The organism is Bradyrhizobium aeschynomenes, assembly GCF_013178945.1.
In the GTDB taxonomy this organism is placed as follows: Bacteria; Pseudomonadota; Alphaproteobacteria; order Rhizobiales; family Xanthobacteraceae; genus Bradyrhizobium; species Bradyrhizobium aeschynomenes.
Genome location: NZ_JABFDM010000001.1, coordinates 757,316 through 773,567, shown reverse-complemented (window position 1 = coordinate 773,567; position 16,252 = coordinate 757,316). Strand labels below are relative to the sequence as shown.

Below are 16,252 nucleotides of genomic sequence, written 5' to 3'. Positions count from 1 at the left end.
TCAAGGTTCCGTGTCCGCCCTTGCCGCATGCGGCGGCAGTTTCTATTGTCGTTCTCAGGATAGCAAAATTGGAGACCAGCGTGGCGGTTATCGTACCTTTCGAAAGTCCATCGGGCGCTTCGATCGATGGGCTGGTCGGGCTGGTCGCGGCCGACATGGAACGAGTCAACGCCACGATCCTGTCGCGCACCGGATCCGACGTGACGATGATCCCGGAGGTCGCCAATCACCTGATCTCCTCAGGCGGCAAGCGGCTGCGGCCGATGCTGACGCTGGCGATGGCGCATCTCACCGAGTACAGCGGCGACGGCCACGTCAAGCTCGCGGCCGCGGTCGAGTTCATGCACACCGCGACGCTGCTGCATGACGACGTGGTTGACGAGAGCGAAATGCGCCGCGGCAAATTGTCGGCGCGCATGCTCTGGGGCAACGAGGCCAGCGTGCTGGTCGGCGACTTCCTGCTGGGACAGGCGTTCCGCATGATGGTCGAGGTCGGCTCGCTGCGCGCGCTCGACATTCTCTCCGCGGCCGCCGCCACCATCGCCGAGGGCGAGGTGATGCAGTTGGCCGCCGCCAAGAACACCGCGACCACCGAGGACGAGTATCTCGCGGTGATCCGCGGCAAGACCGCCGAGCTGTTCGCCGCGGCCTGCGAGGTCGGTCCGGTGCTCGCCGATCGTCCCAAGGCCGAGCAGACCGCATCGCGCTCGTTCGGCATGAATCTCGGCATCGCCTTCCAGCTCGTCGACGACGTGCTCGACTATGGCGGCAAGGCCGCCAAGCTCGGCAAGAATGTCGGCGACGACTTCCGCGAGGGCAAGATCACGCTGCCGGTCGTGCTCGCCTTCCGCCGCGGCAGCGACAGCGAGCGCGCGTTCTGGATCAAATCGCTCGAGCGTGGCGAGATCAATGACAGCGATCTCGACCATGCCATCGGCCTGATGAACAAGCACCGCGCGCTGGAGGACACCATCAGCCGCGCGCATCACTACGGCGCGATGGCCGTCGACGCGCTGGCGCTGTTCCCGGCCTCGCCGATGAAGACGGCGCTGGAGCAGGTCGTGGCGTTCTGTTTGGCGCGGTCGCATTAGTTCGCGGTTCGTCGTTCACTAGCGCCGTTTGATGCTGAGCGAGAAGGCGGCGGCGTGAATTCGCTGAATTGCTCGTGAATGCGCCCTCTCCCCTTGTGGGAGAGGGCAGCTCGGACAGAGCGGCAAACTCGTTTGGGTGAGGGGTCTCTCTCTCCGCATGCGCCATTTGCCGAGAGAGACCCCTCACCTAATCGAGCAAGTTGATCGGCCGGCGATGCCCTCTCCCACAAGGGGAGAGGGCGCTGAATTTTGCAGTCGTTTCGCAGATAATGATTAGTTAGCTCAGCGTCCCCGCATGCACCCACCATTCGGGATGCGCAGCGGCGATCGCAGCCCCCGCCGCTTTGGCATCAGCCGCGCTGCCATAGATTGCAAAGCACGTCGCACCCGAACCCGACATGCGTGCCAGCAGCACGCCGGTGCTGGCGCGCAGCGCATCGAGCACGGTGCCGATGATCGGCTGCACCTTCAGCGCCGGCGGCTCCAGATCGTTCTTAACCCGGTCGAGCGCACGGACCCAATCCCCGATCGAGGCCCCGGCCTTCGGCCAGGACGGCGCTGCGAGCACATCGGTCACCCCGACCAGCAGATCGCCCGGCTTCAGACCCAGCGCCTGGAACACATCCTTGGTCGCGACCGGCACGCGCGGATTGATCATCACGCAGGGCAGGACGGGCAGCGCGAGCGGCTGCAAATTTTCGCCGACCCCGGTCATGGTGCAGGCGCGCGACGGCACGCAGACCGGGACATCGGCGCCGGTCTTCAGCGCCACCACCTGCAAACGCGGATCATCCAGCGACAGGCCGTTCAACTTCGCCAGCAGACGCAGCGCGGCGGCTGCATCGGCCGAGCCGCCGCCGATGCCGGCTGCGACCGGCAGCACCTTTTCCAGCGTGAACGCGCCGAGCTTCAGGCCGGGGACCGCCTCGGCCAGCAGCCGCGCCGCCTTGAGAACCAGATTGTCGAACGTGTCGCCGCAAGCCTCCGCCAGAGGCCCCGTCGTGGTCAGCGCCAGCCCCTCGCCTGGCACCAGCATGAGCTGGTCCGCGCAGTCGGCGAACGCGACGACGCTTTCGATATCATGATAGCCGTCGACGCGGCGGCCGACGACCCGCAGCGTCAGATTGACCTTGGCGCGGCCCTGCTCCTGCAGCGCGCCGGTGACCGTGGACGCCAACATCGGCGCTATGCCCCCAACATATCCTCCGTGGCAAAGGTCCGGTGTCGCCGTCAGCCCGCGGCTGAAACGAGCGTGGCCGGCATCGCCACACGCTTCATCAAAATCATCCGGGCTCCCCGGTCGACCGAGGAGCCCGCAATCGCTCTCAGACCATGATCGGACGACCTAGCCGCCCTTGCCGTCGTCCTTCTTGGCGTCGGCCGGTGCGTCCTTGGTGTCGGCGCTCGCGGCGGCAGGCGCCGGGTCATCGGCCAGGCCGTTCTGGATCTTGGCCTCGATCTTCGGCAATTCCTCGGGCTCCGGCTTCAGGTCGCGGGCATGGGCCCACTGGAACTTGGCTTCCAGCTTGCGGCCGACCTTCCAATAGGCGTCGCCGAGATGGTCGTTGATGGTCGGGTCCTCGGGCTTGAGGTCGATCGCGCGCTCGAGATTCTTCACCGCCTCCTCGTAGTTGCCGATGCGGTAATAGGCCCAGCCGAGCGAGTCGACGATGTAGCCGTCGTCGGGCCGCTGCTCGACGGCGCGCTTGATCATCTTCATGCCTTCGTCGAGATTGACGCCCTGGTCGATCCAGGAATAGCCGAGATAGTTCAGCACGTGCGGCTGGTCGGGTTGCAGCTCGAGCGCCTTGCGCATGTCGGCCTCGGCCTTCGGCCACTGCTTGGAGCGCTCCAGGCAGATGCCGCGATAGTAGTAATAGACGCTGTTGGCCTTGTCGTTGTTGGCAGGCAGCGAATCGACCCCGAGCGAATAGGTCTTGGCGCAATCGGCGAACTTCTTGCGGCCGCGCTCGATGTTGCCGAGCGCCATGATCGCTTCGAGATCCTTCGGGTCCTGGGTGATGACGTCCTTGAGGATCTTGATCGCGTCGTCGCTGCGATCGGCGCTGTCGAGGTCGGTGGCGAGCTGGATCTGCGCGTTGCGCTTCAGCGGCGAGCTCGCCGGCACGCGCTCATAGACCTTGATCGCCATCTGCGGCTTCTTCACCGTCTCGTAGAGATCGGCGAGCGACAGCAGCGCCAGCGGATGGTTCGGCTGCAGATGCAGCGCCAGCTGCAGATAGACCAGCGCGAGGTCCTCGCCGCCGCGGCGGCTGAGCGTGGCGCCGATACCGTACAGCGCCTCGGCAGCGCCGGCCTGGGCCGAGTCGACCAGCGGCGGCAGCTTCTTGCCGGCCTTGGTCTCGCGCAGACCCTCCTGTACCAGCGGGTGGCGCGCGAGCTTCTTGTCGAACGCCTCATAGATCGCGGTGGCCGCCGCCGCATCCTTGTTGCGCGACAGCCAATGCGCATAGGCCTCGGTGATGCGCAGCATCGAATCGTCGAGCTTGTAGGCGCGCTCGAAGCGGATGCCGGCCTCCTTCTCCTTGCCGGCGAGTTCCAGGATCATGCCGGCGTGCAGGTCCTTGAACAGCGGATACCATTCCGGACCGGTCAGCTTGTCGATGTTGGCGACGGCAGTCTTGGAATCACCCGCGCCGGCCGTCGCCCAGGCGGACAGCAATGTCGCGACGAGATCGGTGATCGGCCCGCGCACCGACTGGTTGATATTGTTCTGGGCGGCCGCGTATTTCTTCTGCTTGATGTCATGCACGCCCATCACGAGACGCGCGATGCGGTTCGACTTGTCGACCGCGAGCACGCGCTCGGCGAGCTTCACGGCTTCATCGATGTCGCCGTCCGCAACCGAAGAAATGAAGGCACGGTCGAGCAGCTCGTTGTTCTTGGGATCGGTGCGCAGCGCCGAGCGATAGAAGGCGGCGGCGGAGGCAGCATCACGCTCCACGCTGGCGTGGCGGGCCGCGAGATAGCTGCCCGAGGTGGTGAGCGACTTCAGATCGACGCTGGTCGGAAACTTCGCGGTGGTGTCAGTCGGATGATCCGGCGTCTGGGCCAGGACGGTACCGGGAAGCAGCAAGGCGGCGACGGCAATTGCGGTCCAGCGATTGCGAATGGATGACATCACGGTGCGCTCTGATTGTTGGGAATGACGGATCGTCACGGACACGAACCCGATCGGCAGCTCTTCAAGGCGCCGACAATGCCGCGTTTAGCGGCCAACCGCAAGGATCTGCAGGATATTCGGGTCAGCCGGAAGCCCCTGTGGCCAAGGTGACCTGCGACAAACCGCGTCAGTATGGCCGTATCGTGGCCGGCTGCCCCTGTCGGGACAGCCGCCTCACGCAAACGTGCGTTAACCTTGCGCTACATCGCCTCGTAGTTCGGTCCGCCGCCGCCCTCCGGAGGAACCCAGGTGATGTTGCCATTGGGGTCCTTGACGTCGCAGGTCTTGCAGTGGACGCAATTCTGCGCGTTGATCACGAAACGCGGGCTCGTGCCATCCTCGACCCACTCATACACGCCGGCTGGACAATAGCGGTTCGAAGGCCCGGCATAGATGTCGTGCTCGGAGCTCTTCTGCAGCGCCATGTCGGCGACCTTCAGATGCACCGGCTGGTCTTCCTCATGGTTGGTGTTGGACAGGAACACCGAGGAGAGCCGGTCGAAGGTCAGCTTGCCGTCCGGCTTCATCGCAGGCTTCGGCTGATGCGCCTTGGCCGGATCGAGCGTGGCACGATCTGGCTTGGCGTGCGACTGGGTGCCGAACAGCGAGAAGCCGAGCGTGTTGCACCACATGTCGAAGCCGCCGAGGACGACGCCGAGCACGGTGCCGAACTTCGACCAGAGCGGCTTGACGTTGCGAACCTTGAACAGGTCCTCGCCGACCGGCGAAGAGCGCCAGGCGTTCTCATACTCGACCAGTTCGTCATTGGCGCGGCCGGCAGCGAGCGCGGCATTGACGTGCTCGGCCGCAAGCATCGCGCTGCCCATCGCATTGTGCACGCCCTTGATGCGCGGCACGTTGACGAAGCCCGCCGCACAGCCGATCAGCACACCGCCTGCGAACGACAGCCGCGGCACGGACTGATAGCCGCCTTCGGTGATGGCGCGCGCGCCATAAGCGAGCCGCTTGCCGCCTTCGAATACGCCGCGGATCGAGGGGTGCGTCTTGAAGCGCTGGAATTCATCGAACGGCGACAGATAAGGATCGTCGTAGTTCAGATGCACGACGAAGCCGACCGCGACGAGATTGTCGTCATAGTGATACAGGAACGAGCCGCCGCCGGTTTTCATGTCGAGCGGCCAGCCGAACGAGTGCTGGATCAGGCCCTTCTGATGCTTGGCGGGATCGATCTGCCAGACTTCCTTGAGGCCGATGCCGAATTTCGCCGGCTCGCTCTTTGCGTCCAGCGCGAACTTCGCGATCAGCTGCTTGGACAGGCTGCCTCGGGCACCTTCCGCGAACAACGTGTACTTGCCGAGCAGCTCCATGCCGCGCGTGAACGAAGCCTTCGGCTTGCCGTCCTTGCCGATGCCCATGTCGCCGGTGGCGATGCCGCGCACCGCGCCCTGCTCGTCATACAGCACCTCGGTCGCGGCGAAGCCCGGATAGATCTCGACGCCCAGCGCCTCGGCCTTGCGCGACAGCCAGCGGCAGACATTGCCGAGTGAGCCGATGTAGCAGTGGTGATTGTCCATCAGCGGCGGCATCGCGAAGGCCGGCAGTGAAATCGCGCCGCTCTCGGTCATCCAGAAGAACTTGTCGACCTGCACCTGCGTCTTCAGCGGGCAATCGTCATCCGTGCGCCAGTCCGGGATGAGCTTGTCGAGCGCGGCCGGATCGATCACGGCACCCGACAGGATGTGCGCGCCGACCTCGGAGCCCTTCTCGACCACGACGATGTTGAGATCGGCGTTGAGCTGCTTCAGCCGGATCGCGGCGGTCAGGCCCGACGGACCTGCGCCGACGATGACGACGTCGAACTCCATGGATTCGCGCTCGGGTAATTCTTCGGTGCTCATGTCTCTCGATCTCAGGCCCGGCTGGTGCAGTGGGTCCGGCCTTCGCATTCCCCTGGCGCATGCAAAGGTCAAACCCGCAAGCTGCAATAGCAACAATGACTTAACTAGGGTTCCTGAAGGCGTCGGCCGGTCGCTGAGGCTGATCCCGAGGGGAGAGCGAAGGCTGGCGCCGGAACACTAGGGCGTTCCGTCCCGTTTTTGGGTTATTCCAAGCTCTTGTTTCCGATTTTTCGGGCCGGGACAACCACGTAAATGCATTCCGCCATGCGCCGAGGCAGCGTAGACTGCTCCCGCGATCGATCATGATGACCCCCGAGCCCCTCCCCGACGTCCGCCAGCTGCTCGCCTTCTATCTGGAGGCCGGGGTCGATTGCGCGCTCGCCGACGAGCCGATCAACCGGCTGGTCGAGCCCGAGCCCATCCCTTCGGCCGCGGCACCCGCCGCGCGTGCAGCGGCATCGCAGATCGGAAAGCCCGGGGGACCTGCGATCGTTCCGCCGCGCGGCGAACCGCCGCCTCCGCCGGACGCCGCGATCGCTTCGGCCCGCGAGGCGGCCCTGACGGCCCCGACCCTGGAGGCACTGCGCGACCTGCTCGAGAAATTCGACGGCTGCGCGCTGAAGCAGACCGCAACGCGGCTGGTGTTCGCCGACGGCAACCCGCAGGCGCGCATCATGCTGGTCGGCGAGGCGCCGGGTCGCGACGAGGACATCGAGGGGCTGCCGTTCGTCGGCCGCTCCGGCAAGCTGCTCGACCGCATGATCGGCGCCATCGGGCTCGACCGCAGCAAGGTCTACATCGCCAACGTCATCCCGTGGCGGCCGCCGGGCAACCGCACGCCGACGCCGCAGGAGACCCAGATCTGCCTGCCCTTCATCCGTCGCCAGATCGAGCTGGTCGATCCCGACGTGCTGGTGACGCTCGGCAATCCGTCGACCCAGGCGCTGCTCGGCACCACCGAGGGCATCATGCGCGTGCGCGGCAAATGGCGCGACTACGATACCGGCAAGCGCACCATCCGTGCGATCGCCACCTTCCACCCGGCTTATCTGCTGCGCTCCCCTTCCTACAAGCGGCTATCCTGGCAGGATCTGCGCGCGATCGCGACGGTGCTGGCGGTGTAAGCCCCCGCCCTCTCCACGTCATTGCGAGCGAAGCGAAGCAATCCAGGGGCGTGGGCGGGACTCTGGATTGCTTCGTCGCAAGTGCTCCTCGCAATGACGGTGTTCGCAGATAGCGCTACGTTCCCTTCGGCCGAACGATCGCCCAGCCGATGCGCAGCACCGGCTGGCGGCCGTTGATCAGCCAGTCGAAGCTGCGCGGCACCTCCGGCACGAGGCCGGGGAAACGCTGGACCAGCTCCGGCGGCGGCGTGCCGGCCGTGTCCGAAGCGCGCCAGACCACGATGCCGCCGTTCTCGGCGAACGTCGCCGCCGTGATCCACGGCGTCCGCTGCGGCGTGGCATCGAGGAACAGATGCGCGCGGCGGCGGCCAAGCGCAACGAGGCTGGCGAGTTGCGGATCGCCGGCGACCGCCTGCAGCCGCTGGTTGGTGCGGCGCTCGAAACTCTCGACGAAGAAGCGGGAGATGTCGCGAGCCGGCATCGCCGTCGCGACCTCGCGGTCGCCGACCAAGGGCAAGACCACGGCGCTGCCCGCAACGAGGACGGCCGGTGCCGCAACCGCGGCTGCCCAGACCATGCGCAGCAGCCGCTGCCGGCGCAGATAGATCAGGTCGCCCGATGCCACCACCAATGCGAGGCCGACCATGCTCAAGGTGACTGCGGTCCCGCCGAACACGGTCGGCAGGCCGAACAGACCCGAGATCAGGCTACCCGCCAAGGCTGGCGCGATCGCGAAGCAATAGACAAAGTCGCGTGCGAGCGGCGGAACGGCGCGACGATAGATGATCGGGGCGTCGGTCTCGCTGCGGTTGATCCAGCTGGCATCGAGCAGCACGAGCAGCACGACGGCCGAGAGCGCCAGCAGGATCCCCCCCGCCAAGGCGAGCCAATGCCAGCCTCGCGTCGAAAGCTCAGCAAGCATGGGCAGTGCGGGCAGCCCGACACTGTCGGAGCGCAGCACGAAAATGAGGTAGGGCAGCGCCAGCGCCAGCACGACGAGCACTGCGAACAGCGGATCGAACGAGCGCAGCACGCGGCGGCCCTGCGCCGTCGACACCACGAAGCCGGCGAGCAGAAGCAGCAGGCCGGCGGCGGCCGGCGTGGTCAGCAGCAACAGGCCGGCCTCGATCGACCAGGCGAACCAGGCATTGCGCCGGCCCTGGCCGAGGACGCGCCAACTGTGCAGCAGCAACAGCGCCCACAGCGGTCGCGCCAGCACCTCGGGACCGAATTCGAGGGTCGGCGCGCCGAAGGCGGTGATCGTCATCGTCAGCAGCACCGCGAGCACCGCCTGCTGGCCACCGACGATCGTCCGCGCCAGGAGGTAGATCACCCACATACTGAGGGCCGAGCACAGCACCGCCAGCACATAGACGCCGAATAGATGGTTACCGGCGACGCGGTAGGCGATGTCCGCAAGCCAGAACGACAGCGGTGGCCCGAGGTCGGTGCCGACCTGGTACTCACGTCCGAACGCGATGGCGGTGGCGAGCTGGCCGGGCGGGCTGCGATAGAACAGCACGGCTGTGCCGAGCCACATCAAGGCCTGGCACAGCACCACGATGACGACGACCAGCCGTGGCCTGGCGCGGATCAGTTCGACAACCAGTGACGTGAAACGCATGAACGGCTGGATCGCTTAGCTGGATCGCTGAGGACGTCGAGGAGGCCGGCAGGACCGTTCCTCATCCGCAACCGCGGTGTCCGGCGCCCGCAATCAATACCGCATGATCGAGGCCCACAAGACCGCCCCGCTGCGAGGAGTGACACGTCGTGCTGGTTGGCTGACTAAAGCTATTAAGACCGCGGCGCCATCGAGGCAACCGGCATCAGGCCTCGAGCGAGATTTCGGTGGACGTCACCACGCTCACCTCGGCGAAGAGATCCGGCTCCGGCACCTCGGTCCAAGGCTGATGCTTGCGCCGGGCCGCCACGACCGGGGCGAACAGGCTGCGGTGATGCACTGAAGGGCCGAGGCGGTCGAGTGCCGCCAGATGCTCGGGCACGCCGTAGCCCTTGTGCTGCTCGAAGCCATAGCCCGGGCAGTCCTGCGCCAGCGCGCACATCAGCCGGTCCCGCGTCACCTTGGCGACGATCGAAGCCGCCGCGATCGACATGACCAGCCCGTCACCGCCGATCACGGCCTCGCAGCCGCAATCGACATCGATGCGGTCACGACCGTCGACGAACACGTGCCTGGGCGCCTCCGGCAGCGCCTTCACCGCCCGCGCGAGCGCCCACAGCGACGCCCGCAGGATGTTGTCGCGATCGATTCGCGCCGGCGAGGCGACCGCCACGGCGAAGGCGGAGGTCTTGCAGATCTTGTCGAACAGCGCCTCGCGCTGCTCTGCACTCAGCCGCTTCGAATCGTCGAGCCCCTTCGGAATGCGGTCGGGATCGAGAATCACCGCCGCCGCCACCACCGGGCCCGCGAGCGGACCGCGGCCGGCCTCGTCGCAGCCGGCGACCGGCCAGATGCCTTGCTTCAGCAGAGCACGCTCGCGCCGGAAACTCGGCGGCGCTACCGCTATGACACCCTTGCCGAGCCTGCCGCCAGCCTTGCCGGCCTCCTTTGCAGAGCCGAGCTTGGCCGCCCCCTTCGCCGTGCCGCTCTTCGCAGCGCCAGCCTTCGTAACGCCAGCCTTTGCAGCGCCGCTCTTGGCCGCACCACTGGCGGCCTTCACCCTGCCCGGCTTGTTCGCTTGGTCCCGAATCATGGCCGGCATGGTGCGGACCGGGACGCAGCCGCGCAACCCGCAACCTCTCTCAATTCCCCGCTATTCGCAACGTGGGACCGCGGCCCTGGTCTCCTCCGGCAGACGCACCCGACCGTCGTCACCGACCTCGATCCCCGGCGCCACCACTGCCTCCCAGACATGGCCGTCCGGATCGGCGAAATAGCCGCAATAGCCACCATAGTGGGTCGGATGGGCCGGCTTCAGCAGCGTGGCTCCCTTCTCGACCGCCGCGGCCAGGGCTGCATCGACCTCAGCCTCGGAGCGGCAGTTCCAGGCGAGCGTCACACCGCGGAACGCCCGCGGACGAGGTTCCTCCGGCACACCGGCTTCTTGTGCCAGCGTGTGCCACGGATACAGCGCCAGAACGGTTGCTCCGGTCTCGAAAAACGCCACGGCCTCGCCGGTCGCCTGAAACTTCCGAACGAAGCCGAGGGAGGCATAGAACGCGATGCTCCGCCGCATCTCGGAGACGCCGAGCGTGACAACCGTGAATCGCGGAACCACGACCTCGGCACCCATGACGCCCTCTCTCATCCTTCAAAACAGGCTGAGCTGCTGCCCGCCGCCCTTCGGCCGCACGAAATGATCCGTCGTCAGCTTGGTCCGCCGCTTGTTCAGGCCGAGCTTCTCGCAGGCGATCTCGAAGCGGCGGCCGATCATCCAGGCCATAGGACCTGTCCCCTTCATCCGCGTGCCCCATTGCGAGTCGTAATCGCGGCCGCCGCGCATGTCACGGATCAGGGTGAAGACGTGGCGATAGCGATCGGGGTAATGTTCGAGCAGCCATTCGCGGAACAGGTCGCGCACCTCCAGCGGCAGCCGCAGCAGCACGTAGGCCGCTTCCTTGACGCCGGCATGGGCGGCGGCATCGAGGATGCGCTCGATCTCGCTGTCGTTCAGTGCCGGAATCACCGGCGCCACCATCACGGTTGTCGGAATGCCCGCCTTGGAGAGCGCCTGCAGCGCCTCCAGCCGCTTCGATGGCGTCGACGCCCGCGGCTCCATGGTGCGGGCCAGCTTCGGATCCAGCGTTGTCACTGAAATCGCGACCTTCGCCAGGTTCTTCTTGGCCATCCGCGCCAGAATGTCGGCATCACGCATCACCAGCGCCGACTTGGTGACGATTCCGACGGGATGGCCAACCTTTTCCAGCACCTCGAGGATGCCGCGCATGATCTTCCGCTCACGCTCGATCGGCTGGTAGGGATCGGTGTTGGTTCCGATCGCGATCATTCGCGGCTCATAGCCGCTCGCCGCGAGCTCCTTCTCGAGCAGCGCGGGCGCGTCCGGCTTGACGAACAGCTTGGATTCGAAGTCGAGCCCCGGTGACAGGCCGAGGAAGGCATGCGTCGGCCGCGCGAAACAATAGACGCAGCCGTGCTCGCAGCCCCGATACGGATTGATCGAGCGGTCAAAGCCGATATCGGGCGACTCGTTGCGCGTGATGACCTTGCGCGAGGTGTCGGTCGCGACCGTCGTCTTGAACGGCGGCAGCTCCTCGAGGCTCTGCCAGCCATCGTCAAAGACAACACGGGCCTCCGCCTCGTAGCGGCCGCTCGCATTGGATTGCGCACCCCGGCCGCGGCGCCGGCCCCGTTCAATGGCGACCGCGAGTTCGGGAAAGTCCTTGTCAGGACCAGTAGAAGGCGCGCCCGCCGGCTCGGAGGGCACCGGGACCGGCGGGCGCTTGAGGGCATGTGAAGATGCTCGGCTCATGGCCAAGACATAGCACAAAGATAGAACATTACAAGAACAAAATGGAACGGAGGCCCATGACGGTTCTGAGCCGTCGCACGGCCAGCCATCACATTCCCGTTCTATCCTATGACCACGCTGGAACGGGATGGTGCTGCGCTACTCTGATGTAATCTCCCGCAGCGCGAAACGGACGGCAAGCGAGGTCCCATGCAGATCAGTTCTCCCCAACCGCCCCTTCCCGCCGACGATCTCGATCTGCTCGACCGCTACTGGCGCGCGGCGAACTACCTCTCGGTCGGCCAGATCTACCTGCTCGACAACCCGCTGCTGCGCGAGCCGCTGAAGCCGGAGCACATCAAGCCGCGCCTGCTCGGCCATTGGGGCACGACGCCAGGGCTGAACTTCATCTACGCCCATCTCAACCGCGCCATCGCCGCGCAGGATCTCAACGTGATCTATGTCTGCGGCCCCGGCCATGGCGGCCCGGGCATGGTCGCCAACACCTATCTCGAGGGCAGCTACAGCGAGATCTATCCCGACATCACACGCGATGCGGACGGACTGCGCAAGCTGTTCCGGCAGTTCTCCTTTCCCGGCGGCATTCCGAGCCATGCGGCACCGGAGACGCCGGGGTCGATCCATGAAGGCGGCGAGCTCGGCTACGCGCTGGTGCATGCCTATGGCGCGGCGCTCGACAATCCGGACCTGATCGTGGCCTGCGTCGTCGGCGACGGCGAGGCCGAGACGGGACCGCTCGCCGCGTCGTGGCACTCGAACAAGTTCCTAAACCCGGCGCATGACGGCGCGGTGCTGCCGATCCTGCATCTCAACGGCTACAAGATCGCCAATCCCACCGTGCTGGGCCGCATGGCCGATCCCGAGATCAGGTCCCTGTTCGAGGGCTACGGCTACGCGCCGCTGTTCGTCGAGGGCGACGAGCCCCAGGCAATGCACCGGCAGATGGCGGATGCGCTCGACGTCGCGCTCGCGAGCATCCGCTCGATCCAGCAGAATGCCCGCCAGCCGGGTGCCGTGATCCATCGCCCGCGCTGGCCGATGATCGTGTTGCGCAGCCCGAAGGGCTGGACCGGGCCGAAGGAGGTTGACGGACTCAAGGTCGAAGGGTTCTGGCGCGCCCATCAGGTGCCGATCGGCAATCCCCGCCGCAATCCGCAGCATCTCGCTTTGCTCGAAGCATGGATGAAGAGCTACCAGCCCGAGACGCTGTTCGACGCGACCGGCCATCTGGCGCCGGAGCTGCAGGCGCTGGCGCCGAAGGGCGCGCGGCGCATGGGCGCCAACCCGCATGCCAATGGCGGCCTTCTCAAGCGCGAGCTGAAGCTGCCCGACTATCGCGCCTTCGCGGTCGACATTCGCTCACCCGGCGAGACCATCGCCGAGGCAACGCGAGAGCTCGGCAAGTTCCTGCGCGAGGTGTTCACGTTGAACGAGGCCACGCGAAACTTCCGCATCATGGGCCCGGACGAGACCGCCTCGAACCGGCTCGACGCCGTGTTCGACGTCACCGAGCGCGTCTGGATGGAAGGCATCGAGCCCTATGACGTCCATCTCGCCCAGGATGGCCGCGTCATGGAGGTTTTGAGCGAGCATCTCTGCCAGGGCTGGCTGGAAGGCTATCTGCTCACCGGCCGCCATGGATTCTTCTCCTGCTACGAAGCCTTCATCCACATCGTGGATTCCATGTTCAACCAGCATGCCAAATGGCTGAAGGTCGCGCGCGAGCTGCCATGGCGTCGCTCGATCGCGTCGCTCAATTATCTGCTGACATCGCATGTCTGGCGGCAGGACCATAATGGCTTCAGCCATCAGGATCCCGGCTTCGTCGATCTCGTGGCCAACAAGAAGGCCGACATCGTCCGCATCTACCTGCCCCCGGACGCCAACACGCTGCTGTGGATCGCCGACCATTGCCTGCGCACCTACGACCGCATCAACGTCATCGTCGCCGGCAAGCAGCCTGCGCCGCAATGGTTGTCGATGACGGACGCGGCGACGCATTGCGACGCCGGCATCGGCATCTGGTCATGGGCCGGCACCGGGCCGGCCGATGCGGAGCCGGACGTGGTGATGGCCTGCGCCGGCGATGTCCCCACGCTGGAGACGCTCGCAGCCGTCACTCTGCTGCGCAAGGAATTGCCTGAGCTGAAGATCCGCGTCGTCAACGTCGTCGACCTGATGACCTTGCAGCCCGCGAAAGAGCATCCGCATGGCCTCAGCGATCGCGACTTCGACAGCCTGTTCACGACAGACAAGCCTGTGATCTTCGCCTATCACGGCTATCCCTATCTGATCCATCGCCTCACCTACAGCCGCACCAACCATGCCGGCATGCATGTGCGCGGCTTCATCGAGGAAGGCACCACGACGACGCCGTTCGACATGGTCGTGCTCAACGAGCTCGACCGCTTCCACCTCGCCATCGAGGCGATCGAGCGTGTGCCGGGCCTCAGCGTGTCGGCGGCCGCCGTGAAGCAAAAGTTCCGCGACGCGCTGATCGCGCATGCGCGCTACATCCGCGCGCATGGCGAGGACATGCCGGAGATCCGCGACTGGGTCTGGCAAAACAGCGCAGGCGGGACGACGCCGGTGCAGGCCGGCGACTGAGCCAGCCGAGCGCGAGCCTCGGCACCGCCGCACCTTGAAATAGCAAACGTTCAGGCGCAGCCCGAACGTGCGACGCCGGCGCATGCTGCAAAATTCTGCAGTGCAGCGGGCTGATTTGGCTGTGACAAGATGATAACAACGGAACCGGAGGCGCTGGAAACGACGATGCCAGGTTCATGCTGAGCGTGATCATCCCGACCGCAGGGGTCGAGCAGACCGCCGTGGCCACCTTGTCCGCGCTGGTGCCGGGCGCAGCGGCCGGTGTCGTCACCGAGGTGCTGCTGGTCGACCGCTCTCCCGATCCCAGCGTGATCGAGCGCGTCGCCGACGTCGCCGGCTGCCATTTCATGAAGTTCGAAGGCAGCCATGCCGCAGCGCTGGCCGCCGGCGCCGCGAAGGCCCGGGCGCCGTGGCTGATGTTTCTGCCCGCGGGCGCCGTGCTCGACGCGGGGTGGATCGACGAGACCATGCAGTTCGTCCAGAGCGTCGCCGCCAGCGGCCGGCCGCGCGCCGGAATTTTCCGCTACGCCCGTTCGCCCTACGCCGCCATCAGCCTGCGTGACCGGCTGCGATCTGTCGTCCGCGTTCTTACAGGGCCGCTCGGCGACCAGGGCCTCTTGATCGCGCGGGATCACTACCGGCAGATCGGCGGCTACCAGCCTGAGCATAAGCGTGCCGAAGCGCTGCTGCTGCGTCGGCTCGGCCGCACCTCCCGCACCATGCTGCGCAGCCGGATCGTCATGGTCTAGCGCCAGATACTTGCTGTCGTCAATTAATTGGTTGATAATGGCAAGTATACGAGGTGCTCCATGATCAACGCTCCCTCCCACAACCAGGTCGCCGCGGTTCGCGCCTTCAACCGCTTCTACACCAGAAGGCTCGGCGCGCTGGACCAGCATCTGCTCGACAGCCCCTTCTCGCTGGCCGAGGCGCGCGTGCTCTACGAGCTGGCCCAGCACGACGCCATCTCTGCCAAGGAGATCGGTCTCTCGCTCGGCCTCGATGCTGGTTATCTCAGCCGCATCGTTCAGAGCTTCGAAGAGAACGGCCTGATCGCTCGCACGCCCTTGCCGTCGGACCGGAGACAACAGCAGCTCAGCCTCACCGCCAAGGGACGGCAGGCCTATGCCAGGCTCGATCGCAGCTCGCAGAAGGAGGTTGCGGCGATGCTGGCGCCGCTCGCGCCCGAGGTCCGCGACCGCCTGGTCGGAGCGATGAGCGCCATCGAGACCGCACTGGAGCCGCAGCAGCCGCGACGCTCCGCCGTGCTGCTGCGCAGCCATCGTCCCGGAGACATCGGCTGGGTGGTGTCGCGGCACGGCGCTGTCTATGCCGAGGAATATGGCTGGGACATCTCGTTCGAGGCCCTGGTGGCGGAGATCGGCGCGCAGTTCATCCGCAGCTACGATCCCGCCCGCGAACACTGCTGGATCGCGGAGCTGGCCGGCGAGCCGGTGGGCTCGATCTTCCTCGTCAACGGCGGCGACGGCGTCGCCAAGCTGCGGCTGCTGCTGGTCGAAAAAAAGGCGCGCGGTCTCGGCGTCGGCCGGGCGCTGACCGAGCAATGCATCCGCTTTGCCCGCGAGAAGAACTACAGCAAAGTGGCGCTGTGGACCCAGAGCATCCTCACGGCAGCGCGTGACATCTACGCCCGCGCAGGCTTCCGCAAGGTCGGCGAGGAGCCGCATGCGTCGTTTGGCGTCGAACTCATGGGCGAGACCTGGGAGCTCGAGCTGCCGCGCGCGGAGGCCCGCGGCAACCGGCAGTAGGAGCAGCTCCACCATGCAACGCGATCCACGCGTCGATTGCAGAGTTCCCGCGCTTCAGTAGTATCGCGCCAAAATGAAGCGGGGGATCACGAGCGATCAGTTTGACGTGCCGATCGAAGCTTGCCGCGTGTCTTGCACTTGCGGGCGCCGTTGGGATCGCGGGC

General features: G+C 66.1%; 12 protein-coding genes. 5 read left to right on the top strand and 7 right to left on the bottom strand.

Annotated features, from left to right (window positions below):
- Positions 1 to 80: 80 nt before the first annotated feature.
- Positions 81 to 1,091, top strand: coding sequence for a polyprenyl synthetase family protein (locus HL666_RS03460; RefSeq protein ID WP_172110804.1), 1,011 nt, complete (start codon positions 81 to 83; stop codon positions 1,089 to 1,091).
- A 277-nt stretch (positions 1,092 to 1,368) separates the two neighbouring features.
- On the opposite strand, the gene HL666_RS03455 is transcribed toward HL666_RS03460, so the two are convergent.
- From HL666_RS03455 to HL666_RS03445, 3 genes are all read right to left on the bottom strand, one after another.
- The gene (locus tag HL666_RS03455) at positions 1,369 to 2,271 is read right to left on the bottom strand and encodes a 4-(cytidine 5'-diphospho)-2-C-methyl-D-erythritol kinase (RefSeq protein WP_172179890.1); all 903 of its coding nucleotides are present in this window, start codon (positions 2,269 to 2,271) and stop codon (positions 1,369 to 1,371) included.
- A gap of 165 nt (positions 2,272 to 2,436) precedes the next feature.
- Positions 2,437 to 4,233, bottom strand: coding sequence for a tetratricopeptide repeat protein (locus tag HL666_RS03450; protein ID WP_210261700.1), 1,797 nt, complete (start codon positions 4,231 to 4,233; stop codon positions 2,437 to 2,439).
- 242 nt (positions 4,234 to 4,475) lie between these two features.
- On the bottom strand, positions 4,476 to 6,134 hold the full coding sequence (locus tag HL666_RS03445) for an electron transfer flavoprotein-ubiquinone oxidoreductase (protein WP_172110807.1): 1,659 nt from the start codon (positions 6,132 to 6,134) through the stop codon (positions 4,476 to 4,478).
- Positions 6,135 to 6,439: 305 nt separating this feature from the next.
- Between HL666_RS03445 and HL666_RS03440 the strand changes: the two genes are divergently transcribed.
- On the top strand, positions 6,440 to 7,258 hold the full coding sequence (locus HL666_RS03440; RefSeq protein WP_172111273.1) for a uracil-DNA glycosylase: 819 nt from the start codon (positions 6,440 to 6,442) through the stop codon (positions 7,256 to 7,258).
- 115 nt (positions 7,259 to 7,373) lie between these two features.
- Here the strand turns inward: HL666_RS03440 and HL666_RS03435 are convergent, their stop codons facing one another.
- From HL666_RS03435 to HL666_RS03420, 4 genes are all read right to left on the bottom strand, one after another.
- Positions 7,374 to 8,882, bottom strand: coding sequence for a glycosyltransferase family 39 protein (locus HL666_RS03435; protein WP_172179888.1), 1,509 nt, complete (start codon positions 8,880 to 8,882; stop codon positions 7,374 to 7,376).
- 205 nt (positions 8,883 to 9,087) lie between these two features.
- A complete protein-coding gene (rnhB, locus tag HL666_RS03430; RefSeq protein ID WP_172179886.1) occupies positions 9,088 to 9,984 on the bottom strand; it encodes a ribonuclease HII in 897 nt (298 codons plus the stop codon).
- Between the two features lie 51 nt (positions 9,985 to 10,035).
- Positions 10,036 to 10,515, bottom strand: coding sequence for a VOC family protein (locus HL666_RS03425; RefSeq protein ID WP_172110810.1), 480 nt, complete (start codon positions 10,513 to 10,515; stop codon positions 10,036 to 10,038).
- An 18-nt stretch (positions 10,516 to 10,533) separates the two neighbouring features.
- Entirely contained in the window at positions 10,534 to 11,712 is a 1,179-nt protein-coding gene (locus HL666_RS03420) for a PA0069 family radical SAM protein (RefSeq protein WP_172133393.1), read from the bottom strand.
- Between the two features lie 189 nt (positions 11,713 to 11,901).
- Between HL666_RS03420 and HL666_RS03415 the strand changes: the two genes are divergently transcribed.
- The 3 genes from HL666_RS03415 (at position 11,902) to HL666_RS03405 (ending at position 16,088) form a co-directional block, all read left to right on the top strand.
- On the top strand, positions 11,902 to 14,319 hold the full coding sequence (locus HL666_RS03415; protein ID WP_172179884.1) for a phosphoketolase family protein: 2,418 nt from the start codon (positions 11,902 to 11,904) through the stop codon (positions 14,317 to 14,319).
- Between the two features lie 176 nt (positions 14,320 to 14,495).
- Positions 14,496 to 15,068: a glycosyl transferase gene (locus HL666_RS03410; RefSeq protein WP_172110813.1), complete on the top strand. Its 573-nt coding sequence runs from the start codon at positions 14,496 to 14,498 to the stop codon at positions 15,066 to 15,068.
- 60 nt (positions 15,069 to 15,128) lie between these two features.
- A complete protein-coding gene (locus HL666_RS03405; protein ID WP_172179882.1) occupies positions 15,129 to 16,088 on the top strand; it encodes a bifunctional helix-turn-helix transcriptional regulator/GNAT family N-acetyltransferase in 960 nt (319 codons plus the stop codon).
- Positions 16,089 to 16,252: the final 164 nt, after the last annotated feature.

Excerpts from the sequence above, each read along its gene's own strand:
- HL666_RS03455 (WP_172179890.1), bottom strand. The coding sequence starts at position 2,271 with ATGTTGGCGTCCACGGTCACCGGCGCGCTGCAGGAGCAGGGCCGCGCC.
- HL666_RS03425 (WP_172110810.1), bottom strand. The coding sequence starts at position 10,515 with ATGGGTGCCGAGGTCGTGGTTCCGCGATTCACGGTTGTCACGCTCGGC.
- HL666_RS03410 (WP_172110813.1), top strand. The coding sequence starts at position 14,496 with ATGCTGAGCGTGATCATCCCGACCGCAGGGGTCGAGCAGACCGCCGTG.
- rnhB (WP_172179886.1), bottom strand. The coding sequence starts at position 9,984 with ATGCCGGCCATGATTCGGGACCAAGCGAACAAGCCGGGCAGGGTGAAG.
- HL666_RS03450 (WP_210261700.1), bottom strand. The coding sequence starts at position 4,233 with ATGTCATCCATTCGCAATCGCTGGACCGCAATTGCCGTCGCCGCCTTG.
- HL666_RS03435 (WP_172179888.1), bottom strand. The coding sequence starts at position 8,882 with ATGCGTTTCACGTCACTGGTTGTCGAACTGATCCGCGCCAGGCCACGG.
- HL666_RS03415 (WP_172179884.1), top strand. The coding sequence starts at position 11,902 with ATGCAGATCAGTTCTCCCCAACCGCCCCTTCCCGCCGACGATCTCGAT.
- HL666_RS03445 (WP_172110807.1), bottom strand. The coding sequence starts at position 6,134 with ATGAGCACCGAAGAATTACCCGAGCGCGAATCCATGGAGTTCGACGTC.
- HL666_RS03405 (WP_172179882.1), top strand. The coding sequence starts at position 15,129 with ATGATCAACGCTCCCTCCCACAACCAGGTCGCCGCGGTTCGCGCCTTC.
- HL666_RS03420 (WP_172133393.1), bottom strand. The coding sequence starts at position 11,712 with ATGAGCCGAGCATCTTCACATGCCCTCAAGCGCCCGCCGGTCCCGGTG.
- HL666_RS03440 (WP_172111273.1), top strand. The coding sequence starts at position 6,440 with ATGACCCCCGAGCCCCTCCCCGACGTCCGCCAGCTGCTCGCCTTCTAT.